The following is a 14774-nucleotide window of genomic DNA, read 5'->3' on the forward strand; positions in this document are numbered from 1 at the left end:
ATGGCCGACTCCCTTCCCAGGGGCGCTATTACGCCGCTTCCCCACACCGCGCCCGAGATGTCCTATCCCGGGCTTTCGCCACAATTGCTGGCCCGCGTGCGACAGCTGTGGTCCGCGCGGAGGCTGGATTTCGACCGCAGCTGGCACGCCGGCATCCGGTCGCTGCCGGGCTTTCGTGCCGTGCCCCGGCCGGATCACCCGGTCGACAGCGCCGCCGTCGATCTGGTGTTCCTGTTCGATCAGGCCTTGTTGTGGGTCCGGGCGATTCATGCGGCGGCGGTCGCGGGCCATGGCCATGCGGTCCCGGGCCTGACCCCAGCGCAGTGGCATGGGCTGGCTGGCGTCACTGCCCGGCTGACCGACCAGATGGCGGCGCTGCGTCTTTTGTCCCTGACCGAACTGCCGATGCCCGCGATGCAGATCGCCAGATCGCTGTCCGAGGACGTGGACACGGCCCTGATCCTGCTGATCCGGCCCAAGCTGGCGCAGCGCCTGGCCGAGTGCCGCAGCGCCGAGGACGCCAACGATTTCTGGCGCCGCCACATCGCCGGCGGGCGCGCCTACAAGGCGATCTCTGAAAAGCTGTACAGCGTGGGCATCGACCATTCCGCCGATACCGACTACGCCAAGTGGCGCAAATCCGTCCTTACGATCCTCAGCACTGCTGTGCATGGCCACCTGCTTGGCACCGCCGGGCACCTGCCCGCGGGGGACAAGGTGCTGGTGAACGACGACAGCCTCTATTTCGCGACGTTTCGGATTCATGAATTCTGCGCCTATGCTCAGCTGGTCACGCCAAAGCTGACTGCGCTGCTGGACAGCACTGCGGACACGGCGCCGGGCACCTTCGCTCCGCTCGCCGCGCCGCTCAGCGCGATCCTGATCAGCCAGATCCAGAGCCTGACCGCGCCCGTCCCGTAGCCGAAGCGCCGGGACCGGGCCGCCGGTCACTAATGCATGGGGTCTTCGGCCTTGCCGATGCGGCCCTGGGCGATCCATTGCGCGGCCAGGATCAGCGCGCCGGTGGCGAAATCCTTGCCGTGGTCGTCGATCATCTCTTCGGCGATCTTGGCCAGGGACTGGAAATAGACGTCCTTGCTTTGCTCTTCGGTGGTCAGTGTCTGGGTCATGGAAGCCTCCTGTCGGGTTACTTGAACATGGCTTTGGGAAAGGCCGCGACGGCGGCCGTTCCGCCGGCGGTGCCGATGGCCAGATGCGCGCCATCGGCCGACCATTCGAGCGCGGTGACCGGGTCGCCCCCGCCCTCGCGCAGCATCATTTCCTCGCGCCGGCCGATCTGGCACAGCGTGACCAGCCCGTTGGCGTAGCCCGCCGCGCAGAGGTCGCGCGCCGGATGGACGGCCACCTTCTCGACGATGGTGAGCCCGGGCTTGCCGGTTTCGACCGGGGTGCCCTCGTGATCACCGAAGGGCAGGTCGGGCAGGCGCCAGCCGGTGACACGGAAGGCGCCCGAGGTCATCATCGCGCCGGCGCTGCGGCTGAAGCCGACTGCCGCGACGGGGGCGGGAAAACCGACGATGCGATCCGCCGCGCCCGTCCCGGTATCGACCAGAAGCACCGCCTTGTCGCCGCATCCGCCGATCAGCCAGCGCCCGTCCGGGGACCAGCCAAGCGGGCCCGGCTCTCCCTCCGTGTCGATCCGGGCCAGGGTCGACAGATCGTCGGTGCGCAGGATCGTGACCCGTCCCGGGCCCCAGCAGGCGATCCGCCCGGCATCGGAGGAGGTCGCGATGGCACGGGTGTCGTGATCCAGCGCCGTCGCCCGGACGGACAGGCCATCCTCGGGCGACAGGATTTCCAGCTCCGGCCCCCGGGCGACCAGAATGCCCTGCCGGTCCGGCAGCGTCGCCAGCGCGGTGATCGGGCCCTGCCCCGCCCGTGCCACACGCAGGGTCTGGCCGCGCGCGGTGGCCCGCCAGACCTCGGCCCCGTCCGAATGCACAAAGGCAAAGCCCTGCTGCGCGACGCGGCACAGGCACAGCCCGGCGGCGGCCTGCGGCTGGTCGGTCCGCACGGGTGTCGGCAGCGCCTTGCTGCGCGGGCGGATCGTCATGCGCCCGGTGTCCGCCTCGACGCGCATCCGCGTTTCGGGGTCCTCGGCATCCTTCATCGGAAGGAAGGCCAGCGTTCCGTCGTCCAGGCCGACCGCGACGGACGACCCGATCGCATTGAACCGGACGTCGCGGACAGGCGCGCCAAAGTCCCAGGACCGGGCGATCAGGTCGAACAGCGACATGGCGGGTGGGGCGTCGTGTTTTGTCATTCTGGCTTTCTCTCCGTGGCTGCCTTGAGTTCGCGGTCCAGCTCGGCCAGAGCGGCCTCAAGCGTTTCAATCCGGGCGCGGCAGGTCTCGAAGGCGGCGTCGACGGCGGCACGCTCTGCCGCGCCGGGCGCGACATCGGCGCCGTCTTCCGCGTCCTTCTGGTCGAGGATCATCATGCCGCTGGCGATCTGGTTTAGCCGCAGGGTTTCGCTGTTGGCCTCCGAGATGGACTGGATCACCGCCAGCCGGGCCGCGAGGATGGTCTGGATATTGCGCGGCTGACCGGTCATGATCCCGGCCCAAACGCTGCCCGACAGCCGCAACCGGAGACCCAAGCCCGATGTTCGACCCCGCCGACGCCCGTTTCCTGACCGCCCTGCACCAGGTCCTTGCCGAGACCGACAGCCCCGAGGCCGCCCCGTGCCAGGCGGCGGCCCGAAAGGCGCTGGACAGCCGCGCGCCGCTGGATCTGCTGGCCGCGCGTGAGGGCGTCCATGCCCTGCCGCGCGACCTGCGCGACCGGATTCTGGCCCAGGTTCACGCCAGGATGGCCGGCGACCTGTCGGCGATCTGGGATCTGCTGCCCCACGCGCCGGGCACGCCAAGGTCCCACTGAGGCCGCCGGCCCGGCGCCGGGACTCCCTTGGATCGTTGATCGCGACATCGGCCTCTCCTCCCCTGAGCCTCCGATTGATGAAGTGCCAATGAATCTATCCAGTGCCCCCCGCGCTGCAAAGGAATCCCTGCGGTTTTCGGAGCTTTACCGCCGAAAATCATGAATCTGTAATGCATCGTTACAATCGCCGGAGGGAGAACGTAACACTCTGTTCCACAATAATTTTTCTGCGCCGCAGAATGGTGGCGGGCAAGCCGGAAAACCGAATCAGACAGTTGATTCGCGGCCCGATCCGGGAAAGGCTGGCCAGGCGATCCAACCCAACGGGGACCCCGCCATGGACGACTTTCCGGACATCCTGACGCTCGACGACCTGTGCCTGCGGCCGATGACGCCGGGCGATGTGCCAGCGGTGACGCGTCAGTTGGGCGCAGTGGAGACCGCCCGTTGGATGGCGGCGGTCCGACACCCTTTCGGGCCCGCCGAGGCACAAGAGATCCTGGCGATCGCCCGGGACCCGCACCGTCGTCTTCGGGTGATCGCGCGCGACGGCGTCCCGATCGGCTGCCTTTGCCTTGTGCCGGACCTGTGGTTCTGGATTGACCCCGCGTTCCGGGGTTTGGGGCACGTCTCGCGCGCGCTGACGGGGGCGATCATGGCACATGTCGCCGCGCAGGGCGCGCCGCTGCTGGCCACCTGCCGCGCCGACAACGACGCCTCTCGTGCGGTCCTGGCCTCGCTTGGGTTCTCACGCAGGCCGGGGGGGCGGCGGATGTTCTTTCAGTCCGAGGGCCGCGCACTTCCCTGCCTCGATCACGTCATGACGCCCGAGCAATGGCTGGTCCTGCACCCGCCGGTCCAGAGCTGCGGCGCGGCGACTGTGCGCCCAGCGACTCAGAAGGATGCGCCCGGCCTTCTCCAACTTCTCCCGCGCCGGGGCGAGGACCCGGGCTGGCCCTCCCCCGAGGCGCTCAGCCGCTTTATCGAAGAGCATCGCTGCCGCCGCCCCGACCTGGGCCTGTTCGTCGTCGAAGACGATATCCGCCGGGTCGTGGGCATGGTGCTGCGCTCCGGCACCGACCCGGCGGCCATGCGGTTCCTGAGTCAGCAGGATGCCGACCGCTGCATGGCGGATCTCGGCGCGGCGCTGCCCGGGTCTGGCGCCTGACGGGACGGGATCATCTCAAGATATGGGAATAGACAGTGTTGCGCGACACGCCGATCTTGCGAGCGGTCAGTGCGACATTCGACCCGCAATGCCGGAAAGCGCGGTTGATCTCGCGGCACTTCGCCTCGCGCACGGGATTGCTCGGGCAGCGCACGGCGCGGACTTGCAACTGGGTTTCCAGATCGACCAGGTTGCGCGGGCGGTCAGCGGCATCGCTGGGGCCCGGACGCCCGCGCGGGACGGGTCAGGCGGAGACGCGCGAAATACGAGGCGTCCAGCACGACACCATCGCAATTGGCGAAGACCGTCATGAAATTGGTCCCGGCGATCTGCTTGCTCAGCAGTTCCAGCTCGGGGCGGACGACGGCGATCAGGGCCGCGTCGCGCGCGCGGGCCTCGCGCAGTTCGGCGTAGGACAGCACGGCGTCCATGGGCTTGGCCGTCGACTCCAGCCCGTAGCCGAGGCAGCGGTGCCAGCTGTCCGCGATGACCCCGGGCAGGGCGCCGTCTGCTACACCGGCGACGTCCTGCACCCCGACCGGGCCAAGTACGACCTCAAGTACTATGTCGGCATGGCCAAGGGGCTGGAGGCGGCCGGCGCGCATGTGTTGGGCCTCAAAGACACGGCGGGGCTCCTGAAGCCCTCTGCCGCGCGGGTGCTGATCAAGGCGCTGCAGGACAAGATCTCGATCCCGATCCATTTCCACACGCATGATGCCTCAGGTATCGCTGGGGCGACGATCCACGCCGCCGCCGAGATGGGTGTCAATGCGGCGGATGCGGCGATGGATGCGCTGCCGGGCAACACCTCGCAGCCGACGCTGGGGGCCATCGTCGAGGCGCTGATGCACACCGACCGCGACACCGGGCTGGATATCGAGACGGTCCGCCAGGTCAGCGATTACTGGGAGGCGGTGCACGGACAGTATGTCGAGTTTGAATCTGGCATGCAGGCCCCGGCCTCAGAGATCTACCTGCACGAGAAGCCCGGCGGGCAGTTCACCAACCTCAAGGCCCAGGCCCGGTCGATGGGGCTGGAGAAACGCTGGCACGAAGTCGCCCATACGGTTCTGCCTCAATTTGTGTGGCGCAACTATCCTGAGCTTGGAACATTCGGGAGGGATAGTCGTGATTTCAAAAAAGCACTGGTCGCCCGGGAGCGACGTTTCGGTTCAAGGCGTTAAGCGACGTGATTCCGGCGGGTGGCTTGTATCCGGTGTTTTGGCACCGAGAGGCATCTGCCCAGATTGTGGTTTGCATTCTCGGCGTCGTCACGGGTGGCGGCAAAGGCGGCTACAGGATTTACCTGCACTTGGCGACAAGGTAACAATCGCACTCTGGGTCTGCAGGTGGCGATGTCGCGCTTCCACGTGCCCGCGGCGGACTTTTTCGGACTACACCTCGTCAATTGCGCGTCCATTTGCACGTCGAACTTCGCGTGCTGATGACATTGTAGTTCATCTGGGGCACGCCACGGGTGGACGGCCTGCCGAGCGGCTCTTGCGCCGTTTAGGCGTCGGTGTCAGCAATGACACGGTGCTGCGACACCTCAAGAAGTGTGCGGAAAGCGTCGCCCCGCCGCCAACGGTCATTGGCATCGACGATTGGAGCTGGCGCAAGTCGCAGACTTACGGAACCATCATCGTCGATCTCGAGCGGCAGACCGTAATTGATATTCTTCCGGATCGGAGCGTTGAAAGCTGTGCGAGCTGGCTGCGGCAGCACCCTGAGATTGAAGTCATCAGTCGGGATCGTTGTGGCGGATATGCGAAGGCCGCACGTCAGGGTGCACCGCAAGCCCTGCAGGTCGCAGACCGTTTCCATCTCGTCCAGAACCTGCGCCAGGCCATTGAAGAGCAGATGAATATGCATGGCCGCGCCACCGGGCGGGCGCTATTGTCAGATGCCGAAAACATCAGCACGGCCAATCATCTACTGCGATCGCGTCTTGCTCATCGGAAATCACGTGAGGAAATTTTCCGAAACATCCATGCGCTTCGTGATCAAGGGCTGTCTTGTAGCGAAATTGGACGTCGGACCGGCTTCCCGCGTCGTAGTGTGGCGAAGTGGTTGAGCTCCGACTCGCCACCAGACCGCCGCCGAGCTGCATTGAAGCCCACGTCGCCGTGGTATTTTGAGAGCATACTGGCCGATCTCTGGAAACAGGGTATCCGGTCCGGCCAGGAATTATTGGTCGAAATTCAACGCCATGGCTATGAGGGCAGCTTGTCTCATTTGCAACGTCTGCTGGCCGGATGGCGAAGGGATGAACAAACCGTTCTAGCAGGCCCGACCGACACGCCGCTGCCCCTGGCGCCTGTGCGGGACCCGCAAACCGGTCACGCCATTTCGCCGGTTGTCGCAGCGGCGCTCTGTATCAAGCCGCGACGCAAATTGACCGCAGACCAGGCCCAAAAGGTAGATGCATTGAAGGCCGGATCGCCAAGCTTTGCCACGATGCGGAGCCTTGCCATGCGGTTTCAGGGCATTTTGCGCGGCGACCAGTCCGCCCCGCTGGACGCATGGATCGACCTGGCCATTGAGACTGGCATCCCACCAATCATGCGCTTTGCCCGCACGCTGCACCGCGACATCGAGGCCGTGCGCAATGCCATCGAACTTCCGTGGAGCAACGGTCAGGCTGAGGGCCAAGTCAATCGCCTGAAGACCCTCAAGCGCGCCATGTACGGTCGCGCCGGACCAGAACTCCTCAGAGCCCGAATGCTGCCACTGCGCCACACAGATTGAGGCAGAACCCAATTAAGGGGTCATCCTCAATTAAGGGCAACGCGACACACGCCTATCTTTAAGCTGCGGTAACACCGAAAACCATCCCCACCGCTGCGGTCGCCGCCATTGCAAGCGCGCCCCAAAACGTTACGCGGATGGCGCCCTTGACGATTCCAGCGCCACCAGCTGACGCGCCCAGACCGCCGAGCACGGCAAGCGCGACTAGGGTCGTGAGCGCGACGATGATTGCAATCTGCGCAGTCGGTGCAAGCGATGCGATGATCAGAGGAATCACAGCGCCAACGGCGAACGTCGCCGCAGAAACTAGGGCTGCCTGCACTGGATGTGCAGTCACGGTGTCCGATATCCCGAGCTCGTCGCGAGAATGTGTACCAAGGGCGTCCTTCTCGGTCAGTTGGACTGCAACTTGCCGCGCCAGTTCTTCGTCCAGACCTCGCTGGACATAGATATTCGTCAGTTCATTCAGTTCGGCTTCAGGCGTCTCTTTCAACTCTTTGGTTTCGCGCGCTATGTCGGCCTGTTCCGCGTCGGTCTGGGAACTGACTGATACATATTCTCCTGCCGCCATCGACATCGCCCCAGCGACCAGACCAGCAAGACCGGCAATCAGAATCTCGGGGCGCCCTGATCCTGCGGCCGCAACCCCGACAACAAGGCTGGCGGTGGAAACGAGACCGTCGTTGGCGCCGAGAACGGCCGCCCGCAGCCAGCCGATCCGGTGGACCATATGGGTTTCGGAGTGGGAAAGACGGCTCACAAGATGTTCTCCTTCAATTTAATGGTCCCAGACCCAGCGTCGGTCGCCGCATCCGGAGCATTTGGCTCTTCGGGTTTGATGCGCAGCGCGCGCAGCGCGTTCAGGATCACAGCCACGTCGATCACTTCCTGAAGCAGGGCTCCCTGCACAGGCGACAAATATCCATAGCCCGCCGCGATCATTCCCGCGACTGACAATCCGATCCCGGCCACGACGCTTTCGACAGCGATGTGCCGCGAACGGCGCGCGATCTCGATACCCGGCCCGAGCCGGTCGACCCGGTCGACCAGCAACACCACGTCGGCTGCCTCTGCCGAGGCGGCCGCCCCGCGCGCGCCCATGGCCACACCCACATCGGCCGCGGCCAGCGCGGGTGCGTCGTTCACGCCGTCGCCCACCATCATGACGGGTCCATTCTTTCGCTCGGTGAGAACGAGGAGAACCTTCTGATCAGGCGTCAGGCCAGCGCGCAGACCGTCGAGACCGAGCCCCTCGGTCACACGCTCGGCCACCGCGGCCCGGTCGCCCGTTGCCAGCAGAATGCGCTCGATCCCCTGCCGACGAAGCCCAGCCAGCATGGCAGCGGTGCCATCGCGCAGGGGATCGGCCATAACGAGATGCCCCGCCATGTGGCCTTCTACCGCAACGGCCACGAGAACCGAACCCTCCGCAAGGGAAGCATGGTCGCCTTCCATACGCCCGACCCGCTTCGCAACGAAGTCGTCGCCACCAACGATGACTTTCTTGCCTTCTACATACCCGACGACCCCTTCGCCGGGAATTTCCGCCACCTCTGAAGGTATGGGCAATGCGAGGCCCCGCGCCTTCGCGGCGGCGACAATGGCTTGCGCAACAGGGTGTTTCGACGCCTGATCGAGTGCCGCAGAGAAACGCAGTATGTCGTCCTCTGTCATGCCGTCGTGGCTGTCTATCGAGACGATCTGCGGGCGACCGTCCGTCAGGGTGCCGGTCTTGTCGAGGATCAGCGTGCGGATGCGCGCCATTGCCTCCAGCGGTCCCGCGCCCTTGATCAGCACGCCGAAGTGCGCCGCGCGCGACAAGCCAGCGACGAGCGCGACGGGAACAGCCAGAATCAAGGGACAAGGTGTCGCCACCACAAGGACGGCAACGGCCCGGATCGGATCGCCGGAGAACCACCAGGCCGCGAAGGCGATTGTGACGGTGACAAAGAGGAAGCCCAGCGACCAGCGATCCGCCAGGCGAGACATCGGCGCCTTCGAGCGCTGCGCCTCCTCGACCAGCCGGACGATGCCGGCATAGGTGCTGTGTTGCGCCTCGCGCGTTGCGGTGAGTTCAAAGGCCTCGCCCGCGTTGGTGGAGCCGCTCATGGCGTCGGCTCCGTGCGCCAACCGAACAGGCAGAGATTCGCCGGTTAGTGCCGAGGTGTCCACAAAGGCCGTATCGGATGCCACCGTGCCGTCTACCGGCACCACGTCGCCCTGCCGGACCAGAAGACGGTCACCGGGTGTGATCTCGTCGAGGGGCACCTCCTCCAGCCCGCCGTTGCGGTGCCGGGTTGCCGTCCGGGGGACGCGGGACAGGAGGTCGTGCATCTCGCGCCGAGCGCGGCCTTCGGCGAAGCTTTCGAGGTAGGTGCCGCCAGAATACATGACCGCAACGACCGCCGCCGCGAGGGTCTCGCCGAAAACCAGAGCAGCCGTCATGGAGAGCGCCGCGACGATGTCGAGCCCGACCTCGCCACGCCCGATGCTGCGCAGGATCTCGACGACGAGCGCGGCGAGCGCGGGTGTGACACCGGCAAACCAGACGAGATCTGCCATATCGCCCCGTCCAGCGAGCCAGAGCGCAAGACCTACGACGAGTCCTGATACTGCCAACAGCAGAATAGCTGTCTTAAGGCGGTCGGTATTGCTGTGTTCCATGCGGCTTATCTTCCCCCGGCTGAGGCGATTGCCGCTGGCTCTTCGGAAAAAAGTCGTCCGACTCCCACGCCTCTTGCCTTCCCTTCATCATCGCGCACAAGGAACAGAGCGTCGAGCCCGCGTTTTCTTGCGAGTTCGGCGCCTCTGTCAGATCCGAGCACCATGAACGCGGTCGCCCAGGCATCGGCTTCGGCACAGGTGCGGGCCACCACGGTGACCGAGGCGGGCGAGGTGATCAGCGGTGCGCCGCGCTTGGGGTCCATCGTGTGCGCAAGGCGTCGTCCTTGCACCTCGACCCAGTGGCGGTAGTCGCCGGAGGTCGCCACGGCGGCGTCTTGCAGCGCTAGGATCGAATACGGCGTCCGGCGCTCCGGGTCCGGCGCTTCGACTGCAATGGTCCACGCCTTTCCGTCCGGTCGGAGGCCGAGCGCACGCATTTCTCCGTCAATCCCGACAAGGGCGTCTCTGATCCCGTGGGCGCGCAGCGTCTCGGTCAGCCGATCCACGCCATAGCCCTTGGCGATGCCATTGAGATCGAGCGCGATGGGCGCGGATTTGCGCACTTGCTCGCCACGGATCTCCAGCACCTCATGCGTCGGACGGCGCGGGGCGTTCATAGCGGCACGGATGCCATCAGGCGCGGCGGCCTCCGGCCCGAACCCCCAGGCCGTCACCGCGTCTCCCATGCCGATGTCAAAGGCCCCGGCCGAGGCGCGCCCAATCTCGAGGCCGAGGCGCAGGACTTGCTTAAGTCGCTCAGGCACCGAAACCAATTCCCCGGCTGGCACAGCATTGAGCCTCATCAGGTCGCTGTCGGGCCTCCAGGTGGACATCTGTGCATCCACGTCATCGACGGCCGCCTGCAGCGCGGCGTGGACAGGCGCCGGGTCAAAGCATGGCTTCGAAAAGAACAGTGCCGACCAACGCGTGCCCATAGTTGGCCCGTTCAGCGCATGGCGTGCGCTCTCAGTAGACATCTTCAACATACCGTCCCTCCGCTTTCAAAACTGCTGGTGTGAGCCCAGAAGGGGAGAGTATCTCAGCCAGCGCGTCAGCAACGCCCGCCGCCATGTCCCGCCCGCCACAGACCATGACGCGGGCACCGTCGCGGATAAGTCTGGAGACTTCGGTGGCATCGTTTCTAAGGGCATCCTGGACATAGTGCGGTCGCGCCCCGCGCGAGATAGCCGTGACAAGACGGGCAAGGCGACCCTGATCCAGCCAGGTGGGCATCTCCTCGCCATAGAGAAAATCGCTGTCCGTGTGACGTATCCCAAAGAACAGGTGGATGGGCCGCCGCCCTGCATTTCCGCGCACGAACCCAGCCAGCGGCCCGACGCCGGTTCCAGCGCCGATCAGGATCAGCGGCGCCTGGCCTTTGCCAGGTTGGAAGCCGGGATTGCGCCGAAGAAACGTAGTCACCATGTCGCCCGGCTCCAGCGCCGTGAGCTGGCCCGAACAGAGGCCGCCAGGATGTTTCTTGACTACGATCTCGACAAAGCCGTCGCGGCGGCTCGAGGCGAGCGAGTAGAGCCGCGGCACGGAACTGCCCTCGGGCAGGACGCCGATCAGGTCCCCGGCCGTAAACCGCGCGAACCCGCTCCCGATCAACCGCTGCCAGAGCGTGGCGCGCGGCAGAGCGAACCGCAGGATCGCCGTCGGTGCCTGCACGTCGGCGCCGTAGTCCCTGCGCGAGACGAGGGTCAGCTTCTCGGTTTTCGGCAGGACAGGCTGGTGCGACAATTCCAGAGAATTGCCAAGCGCCTCGCCGAGTACACGGCCCCAGCGGGCGAAATCCTGTGGCGACTGGCGGTCAATCGTGTCGAGCGGCATGAGTTCGGGCCAGCCCTTCGCCTGCGCCGCTGCCGCGACGGCCTTGGCGAAGGCGCAAAATGCCGGAAAACTGCGGTCGCCGAAGCCGAGCACGGCTATGGGAATGTGAGGCGGAGGATCGGCAGCGTTTAGCCGGTCGAGGAAACTCCTCGCCGATGCGGGCGCAGCCCCGTCGCCATAGGTCGCTGCGAGCACGATGATCCGCTTGGCACGGTCGTAGCGCTCCGGCGCAAAGCCCGACATCGGGCCGACATGGACGCTTTGCCCGGTCTTGGTCAGAGTGGCGTGGAGGGTCGCGGCGAAGCCCCAGGTGCTGCCACCTTCGCTGCCGACGAGCAGGATCGTCTCGGCGCGCGCTGCGGGCTGGTTGCCGCGGATGCGTGGCCGTCCGCGCCGCGCGGCCAGCCAGATCAGGACGCCGGTTACCCCCATCATCGGCACGCCGAGCGCCATCAGCCCCAACACCAACCCGAGTGTCGCCGCACCCTGGCCCGTGTGCAGCATGTATATCGTTTCTGACACACGCTCCCACCCGGTCAGGTCAGACCAGCTCAGCAGACCCCCGGTGCCCTGATCGAGATACCCGGTGCCCCGATCTGTCTTGAGCGTGAAGACATCCGTGGCGTCGCCTGGATAGGGAAAGCTCAGCTCGCGCAGCTCGGCGACGGGTGTTTGCATCAGTGTGGCCATCTGGTCGAGGACAAAGCCCGTCTCTCCGCTCACCTCGGTCGGCATGGCCGACGCTGCGGCGCTGTCAGGAAGCAGATCGAAGGTGGAGGCCGTCATCCATAGGGCCGTGGTGGACGAGAGCAGAAGGCCGATCACCGCGATCCGGGCGACCTCTACATGCAGCCGGCCCGCGAGCGGACCTCGCAGATGCGCGAACCAGTGCCGCCAGCCGCCCGCCCGGCGCGCGACCAGCGCCGCGCCGGAGAGCGATAGGACCAGCATCGCCGCGGCTGCGGCGGCCATAGCGATGCGCCCGCCGTCCCCAAGGAACAGCGAGCGATGAAGGTTCGTGAGCCATCGTTCGACCTGGTTCGGGTCGGCCGACGCCACGCCCGCGCCGGTCGCCGGATCGATCACGGCAGCACCCGGCGTGCCCTGATCGAACCAGTATGCCGTGATGCGGCCCGAGGGCGACCGGCGGATCTGCTCGACACCCGGATAGACCATCTGGATGCGGTCCGCGAGAACGGCCACCATCAGCCCCGCCTCGGACTGCGGCGCGGAAAGGCGCTCAACAGCGGGGAAGACCGACAGTGCCGCGCCGCTGAGCGCGAGCACCGAGACAAGAGCCAGAGCCAGAAGACCCGGCCAGCGATGAAGAGCGCGGATCATGGTTCTATCCCTCACATATCGTAGGCGAAGTTGGCGACATAGCGGCGACCGGCCACGGGGGTGCCTGCGCCTTGCGTCGTAAGAGGGACGGCCACTTCGTTCGGACTGTCTCGCATATCCTCGACTGCGGCGTCGATGTGCAGGGTGTAACCAGCATCGAACAGGGCGTCGGCGAGGTCGAGCGTGATCTCAAGCGTTCGGCCCGCGCCGACACTTGCCCCTGTGATGCCGTTGACCTGGGCCGTGTCGCCGCCGGTCGCCCGGTACCAGTCGGTCAGGTGCTCATAGTATTTCGACTTGCCGCCAGCCATCCACAGGCTGCCGGCATAGGCGCCCGAGGCGTCGGTAACATAGAGCGCAAGATAGGCGCCATCACCGCCGTAAGTGTTGAGGGTCGTGGTCATTGTGACGGGCCGCGCCATGGCGAGGCCGGGGAGTGTAAGCGCCGTGGTCAGCGCGAGCGTTGCGAGAACGGATTTCATCGGCTTGGGTCCTTGTACGAGATTTGAGAGAGAAACCGGGTTCAGTTCACTTGAACCTGCGGTGGCGCGCCATTTCCGAAAAGCCCGTTCTGCGGCGGGGCTACGGTGCCAGCGGGGGCCGGGTTGCGGGCGCTGCCGTTGCATTCGTCATCGTCGTCGCAGTCATCATCATCGTCGTCGTCATAGCGAGAGCCATTCCGGTATTCGTGCTCATCATCGTCGTCGTCACTGCTGACGAACACGAGCGGCAGCGCCGCTTGGGCGTCATCCAACACCGCGGCGGAGGTCTGGGCGAACGTGTCGCCGGGTGCGCGCATGGCGCTCCAGGCAGGAAAACCTATGGCGGTGGTCAAGGCCGTCGAGGCGATCAGAAGGGCAAGGGTCTTTTTCATGGCAAGGGTCCTTTCGTTTGCTGGGATCAATCTGGAGATGCTGCCTGATGTCTTCCTGACGCCGCGGCGATTCGTGCTTCAGCTTGCTGTCAGGAACAAAAAAGGCCCCGCCGATTGTGGCGGGGCCAGAAAGGGCCGTCGGGACAGATCGGCTCGGGGGAACATTCAGGCGATGTCGCCTGGTTGGGGAGCGCGTTTTTCGCCAGTGACCATGGCGCGGGCCAGGTTTTCGCGATGACGGAATGAGGTCAGCACGACGCCCCCCACATGAACGGCGATCAGCAGGAGCATCAAGTTGGCAAGCACCTCATGCACTTCAGCCACGGCACTTTCGCCGCCTTCGCCTCGAGTGCCATATTCACGGCCCTCATCGTCCTCATCGGCAAAAGCAGGTGCGACGATCTGCGGGAGATCGGGCAACATCGCGATGCGGGTCTCGTCCTCGAGCAGCCATCCGGTGAACGCCGTGCCCGACAGGGTGATCAACAGCGCCACAGTCATCGCAGCGCCCGCAGGGTTATGGCCAAGGTAGCGGCGCTCGCGATGTCCGAACACATCACGCAGATAGCCAAATGTCGCAGATGGGCCCTTGAGGAATTGCGTAAAGCGCGCGTATCGGCTGCCGACAAGGCCCCAGACCAGGCGGAAGGCCACCAGACCCGCAACGATGTAGCCTGCAACCTCATGCACAGTGGAGAGCTCCTCGGCGCTGAGATAAGCGACCGCGAAAGCAGCCACCAAGCTCCAGTGAAACACGCGGATTAAGGGGTCCCAGACACGAACCTTTGCAAGTGATCCTTGCGCAGCCGATCGGGCAGCCTTTTGCGATGTTTCAGTCATCCTCATCATCCTCAAATTCGAGTTCGAGAATTTCCAATGTGGACGGGTGCACAGTCACCTCGATCCGACGCCCGTTGGCATCTCGACCGTCGATCTCGTAACAACCGTCGTCGATCTTGACGCGACGGACAGTCCAGCCGTTCTCATCGGCCAAACGCGTTACAGCTTCGCGTGGTTGCCAATCCGCCATGGGCACAAAGCAATCATCTTCGGCCAGCGCCGCCCCAGCGGGAAACACGGCAAGAAAGGTCAGAATTGTCAGTGTCGTCTTCATGGTGCAAACTCCAACTTGAGGCCGTCTTGAACAGACCATCAGCCCTGAACCTGACGGGATCCTGAAGACCGGCTGCCAAAACCGTCAGCTTCACGTCAGCCCGATTGGACAAGGAGTACCTCGACAAGGAAA

Annotated in this window: 16 protein-coding genes and 1 pseudogene; 5 read left to right on the plus strand and 12 right to left on the minus strand. The window is 65.3% G+C overall.

Translation table 11 applies throughout. The features are described 5' to 3' along the window. A complete protein-coding gene (locus tag D8Z78_RS16515; protein WP_121634284.1) occupies window positions 1–921 on the plus strand; it encodes a hypothetical protein in 921 nt (306 codons plus the stop codon). A gap of 29 nt (window positions 922–950) precedes the next feature. Here the strand turns inward: D8Z78_RS16515 and D8Z78_RS16520 are convergent, their stop codons facing one another. The 3 genes from D8Z78_RS16520 to D8Z78_RS16530 are packed head-to-tail and all read right to left on the minus strand — an operon-like array spanning window position 951 to window position 2619. Next, window positions 951–1130 (minus strand): hypothetical protein, encoded by a 180-nt coding sequence (locus D8Z78_RS16520; protein ID WP_121634282.1) that lies wholly within the window; start codon window positions 1128–1130, stop codon window positions 951–953. Between the two features lie 17 nt (window positions 1131–1147). Beyond that, window positions 1148–2284 (minus strand): WD40 repeat domain-containing protein, encoded by a 1137-nt coding sequence (locus D8Z78_RS16525; RefSeq protein WP_121634280.1) that lies wholly within the window; start codon window positions 2282–2284, stop codon window positions 1148–1150. Then, window positions 2281–2619 carry a hypothetical protein gene (locus D8Z78_RS16530; protein ID WP_121634278.1) on the minus strand — a complete coding sequence of 113 codons (339 nt, stop codon included), beginning with the start codon at window positions 2617–2619 and terminating at the stop codon, window positions 2281–2283. The genes D8Z78_RS16525 and D8Z78_RS16530 overlap by 4 nt, the downstream gene beginning before the upstream one ends. A 5-nt stretch (window positions 2620–2624) precedes the next feature. Here D8Z78_RS16530 and D8Z78_RS16535 point away from each other — a divergent pair, with 5 nt between their 5' ends. After that, window positions 2625–2900: a hypothetical protein gene (locus tag D8Z78_RS16535; protein WP_121634276.1), complete on the plus strand. Its 276-nt coding sequence runs from the start codon at window positions 2625–2627 to the stop codon at window positions 2898–2900. 337 nt (window positions 2901–3237) lie between these two features. Next, entirely contained in the window at window positions 3238–4068 is an 831-nt protein-coding gene (locus D8Z78_RS16540) for a GNAT family N-acetyltransferase (RefSeq protein ID WP_121634275.1), read from the plus strand. Window positions 4069–4271: 203 nt separating this feature from the next. Here D8Z78_RS16540 and D8Z78_RS16545 read toward each other — a convergent pair whose 3' ends face one another. Beyond that, window positions 4272–4499, minus strand: coding sequence for a hypothetical protein (locus D8Z78_RS16545; protein ID WP_121634273.1), 228 nt, complete (start codon window positions 4497–4499; stop codon window positions 4272–4274). 66 nt (window positions 4500–4565) lie between these two features. Here D8Z78_RS16545 and D8Z78_RS16550 point away from each other — a divergent pair. After that, window positions 4566–5135: pseudogene (locus D8Z78_RS16550) on the plus strand (pyruvate carboxylase); the annotation flags it as partial. Between the two features lie 61 nt (window positions 5136–5196). Further along, window positions 5197–6816 (plus strand): ISL3 family transposase, encoded by a 1620-nt coding sequence (locus D8Z78_RS16555; protein WP_420824325.1) that lies wholly within the window; start codon window positions 5197–5199, stop codon window positions 6814–6816. A 58-nt stretch (window positions 6817–6874) separates the two neighbouring features. On the opposite strand, the gene D8Z78_RS16560 is transcribed toward D8Z78_RS16555, so the two are convergent. From D8Z78_RS16560 to D8Z78_RS16595, 8 genes are all read right to left on the minus strand, one after another. Further along, window positions 6875–7576 carry a VIT1/CCC1 transporter family protein gene (locus D8Z78_RS16560; RefSeq protein WP_121633897.1) on the minus strand — a complete coding sequence of 234 codons (702 nt, stop codon included), beginning with the start codon at window positions 7574–7576 and terminating at the stop codon, window positions 6875–6877. Continuing rightward, a complete protein-coding gene (locus D8Z78_RS16565) occupies window positions 7573–9480 on the minus strand; it encodes a heavy metal translocating P-type ATPase (protein WP_121633899.1) in 1908 nt (635 codons plus the stop codon). Before D8Z78_RS16565 ends, D8Z78_RS16560 begins: the two co-directional genes overlap by 4 nt. 5 nt (window positions 9481–9485) lie before the next feature. Continuing rightward, the gene (locus D8Z78_RS16570; protein WP_121633901.1) at window positions 9486–10466 is read right to left on the minus strand and encodes an FAD:protein FMN transferase; all 981 of its coding nucleotides are present in this window, start codon (window positions 10464–10466) and stop codon (window positions 9486–9488) included. Next, window positions 10447–12654: a PepSY domain-containing protein gene (locus D8Z78_RS16575; RefSeq protein WP_121633902.1), complete on the minus strand. Its 2208-nt coding sequence runs from the start codon at window positions 12652–12654 to the stop codon at window positions 10447–10449. The genes D8Z78_RS16570 and D8Z78_RS16575 overlap by 20 nt, the downstream gene beginning before the upstream one ends. Before the next feature lie 11 nt (window positions 12655–12665). Further along, window positions 12666–13136, minus strand: coding sequence for a DUF2271 domain-containing protein (locus D8Z78_RS16580; protein ID WP_121633904.1), 471 nt, complete (start codon window positions 13134–13136; stop codon window positions 12666–12668). 41 nt (window positions 13137–13177) lie between these two features. Next, window positions 13178–13528 (minus strand): hypothetical protein, encoded by a 351-nt coding sequence (locus tag D8Z78_RS16585; RefSeq protein WP_121633906.1) that lies wholly within the window; start codon window positions 13526–13528, stop codon window positions 13178–13180. A gap of 165 nt (window positions 13529–13693) precedes the next feature. Beyond that, window positions 13694–14368, minus strand: coding sequence for a cytochrome b/b6 domain-containing protein (locus tag D8Z78_RS16590; protein WP_121633908.1), 675 nt, complete (start codon window positions 14366–14368; stop codon window positions 13694–13696). Next, entirely contained in the window at window positions 14361–14642 is a 282-nt protein-coding gene (locus D8Z78_RS16595) for a PepSY domain-containing protein (protein WP_121633910.1), read from the minus strand. Before D8Z78_RS16595 ends, D8Z78_RS16590 begins: the two co-directional genes overlap by 8 nt. Window positions 14643–14774: the final 132 nt, after the last annotated feature.

Source organism: Tropicibacter alexandrii (assembly GCF_003667315.2).
GTDB lineage: Bacteria > Pseudomonadota > Alphaproteobacteria > Rhodobacterales > Rhodobacteraceae > Tropicibacter > Tropicibacter alexandrii.

Excerpts from the sequence above, each read along its gene's own strand:
- D8Z78_RS16515 (WP_121634284.1), top strand. The coding sequence starts at position 1 with ATGGCCGACTCCCTTCCCAGGGGCGCTATTACGCCGCTTCCCCACACC.
- D8Z78_RS16590 (WP_121633908.1), bottom strand. The coding sequence starts at position 14,368 with ATGACTGAAACATCGCAAAAGGCTGCCCGATCGGCTGCGCAAGGATCA.
- D8Z78_RS16565 (WP_121633899.1), bottom strand. The coding sequence starts at position 9,480 with ATGGAACACAGCAATACCGACCGCCTTAAGACAGCTATTCTGCTGTTG.
- D8Z78_RS16575 (WP_121633902.1), bottom strand. The coding sequence starts at position 12,654 with ATGATCCGCGCTCTTCATCGCTGGCCGGGTCTTCTGGCTCTGGCTCTT.
- D8Z78_RS16580 (WP_121633904.1), bottom strand. The coding sequence starts at position 13,136 with ATGAAATCCGTTCTCGCAACGCTCGCGCTGACCACGGCGCTTACACTC.
- D8Z78_RS16535 (WP_121634276.1), top strand. The coding sequence starts at position 2,625 with ATGTTCGACCCCGCCGACGCCCGTTTCCTGACCGCCCTGCACCAGGTC.
- D8Z78_RS16540 (WP_121634275.1), top strand. The coding sequence starts at position 3,238 with ATGGACGACTTTCCGGACATCCTGACGCTCGACGACCTGTGCCTGCGG.
- D8Z78_RS16545 (WP_121634273.1), bottom strand. The coding sequence starts at position 4,499 with ATGGACGCCGTGCTGTCCTACGCCGAACTGCGCGAGGCCCGCGCGCGC.
- D8Z78_RS16525 (WP_121634280.1), bottom strand. The coding sequence starts at position 2,284 with ATGACAAAACACGACGCCCCACCCGCCATGTCGCTGTTCGACCTGATC.
- D8Z78_RS16520 (WP_121634282.1), bottom strand. The coding sequence starts at position 1,130 with ATGACCCAGACACTGACCACCGAAGAGCAAAGCAAGGACGTCTATTTC.
- D8Z78_RS16570 (WP_121633901.1), bottom strand. The coding sequence starts at position 10,466 with ATGTTGAAGATGTCTACTGAGAGCGCACGCCATGCGCTGAACGGGCCA.
- D8Z78_RS16595 (WP_121633910.1), bottom strand. The coding sequence starts at position 14,642 with ATGAAGACGACACTGACAATTCTGACCTTTCTTGCCGTGTTTCCCGCT.
- D8Z78_RS16585 (WP_121633906.1), bottom strand. The coding sequence starts at position 13,528 with ATGAAAAAGACCCTTGCCCTTCTGATCGCCTCGACGGCCTTGACCACC.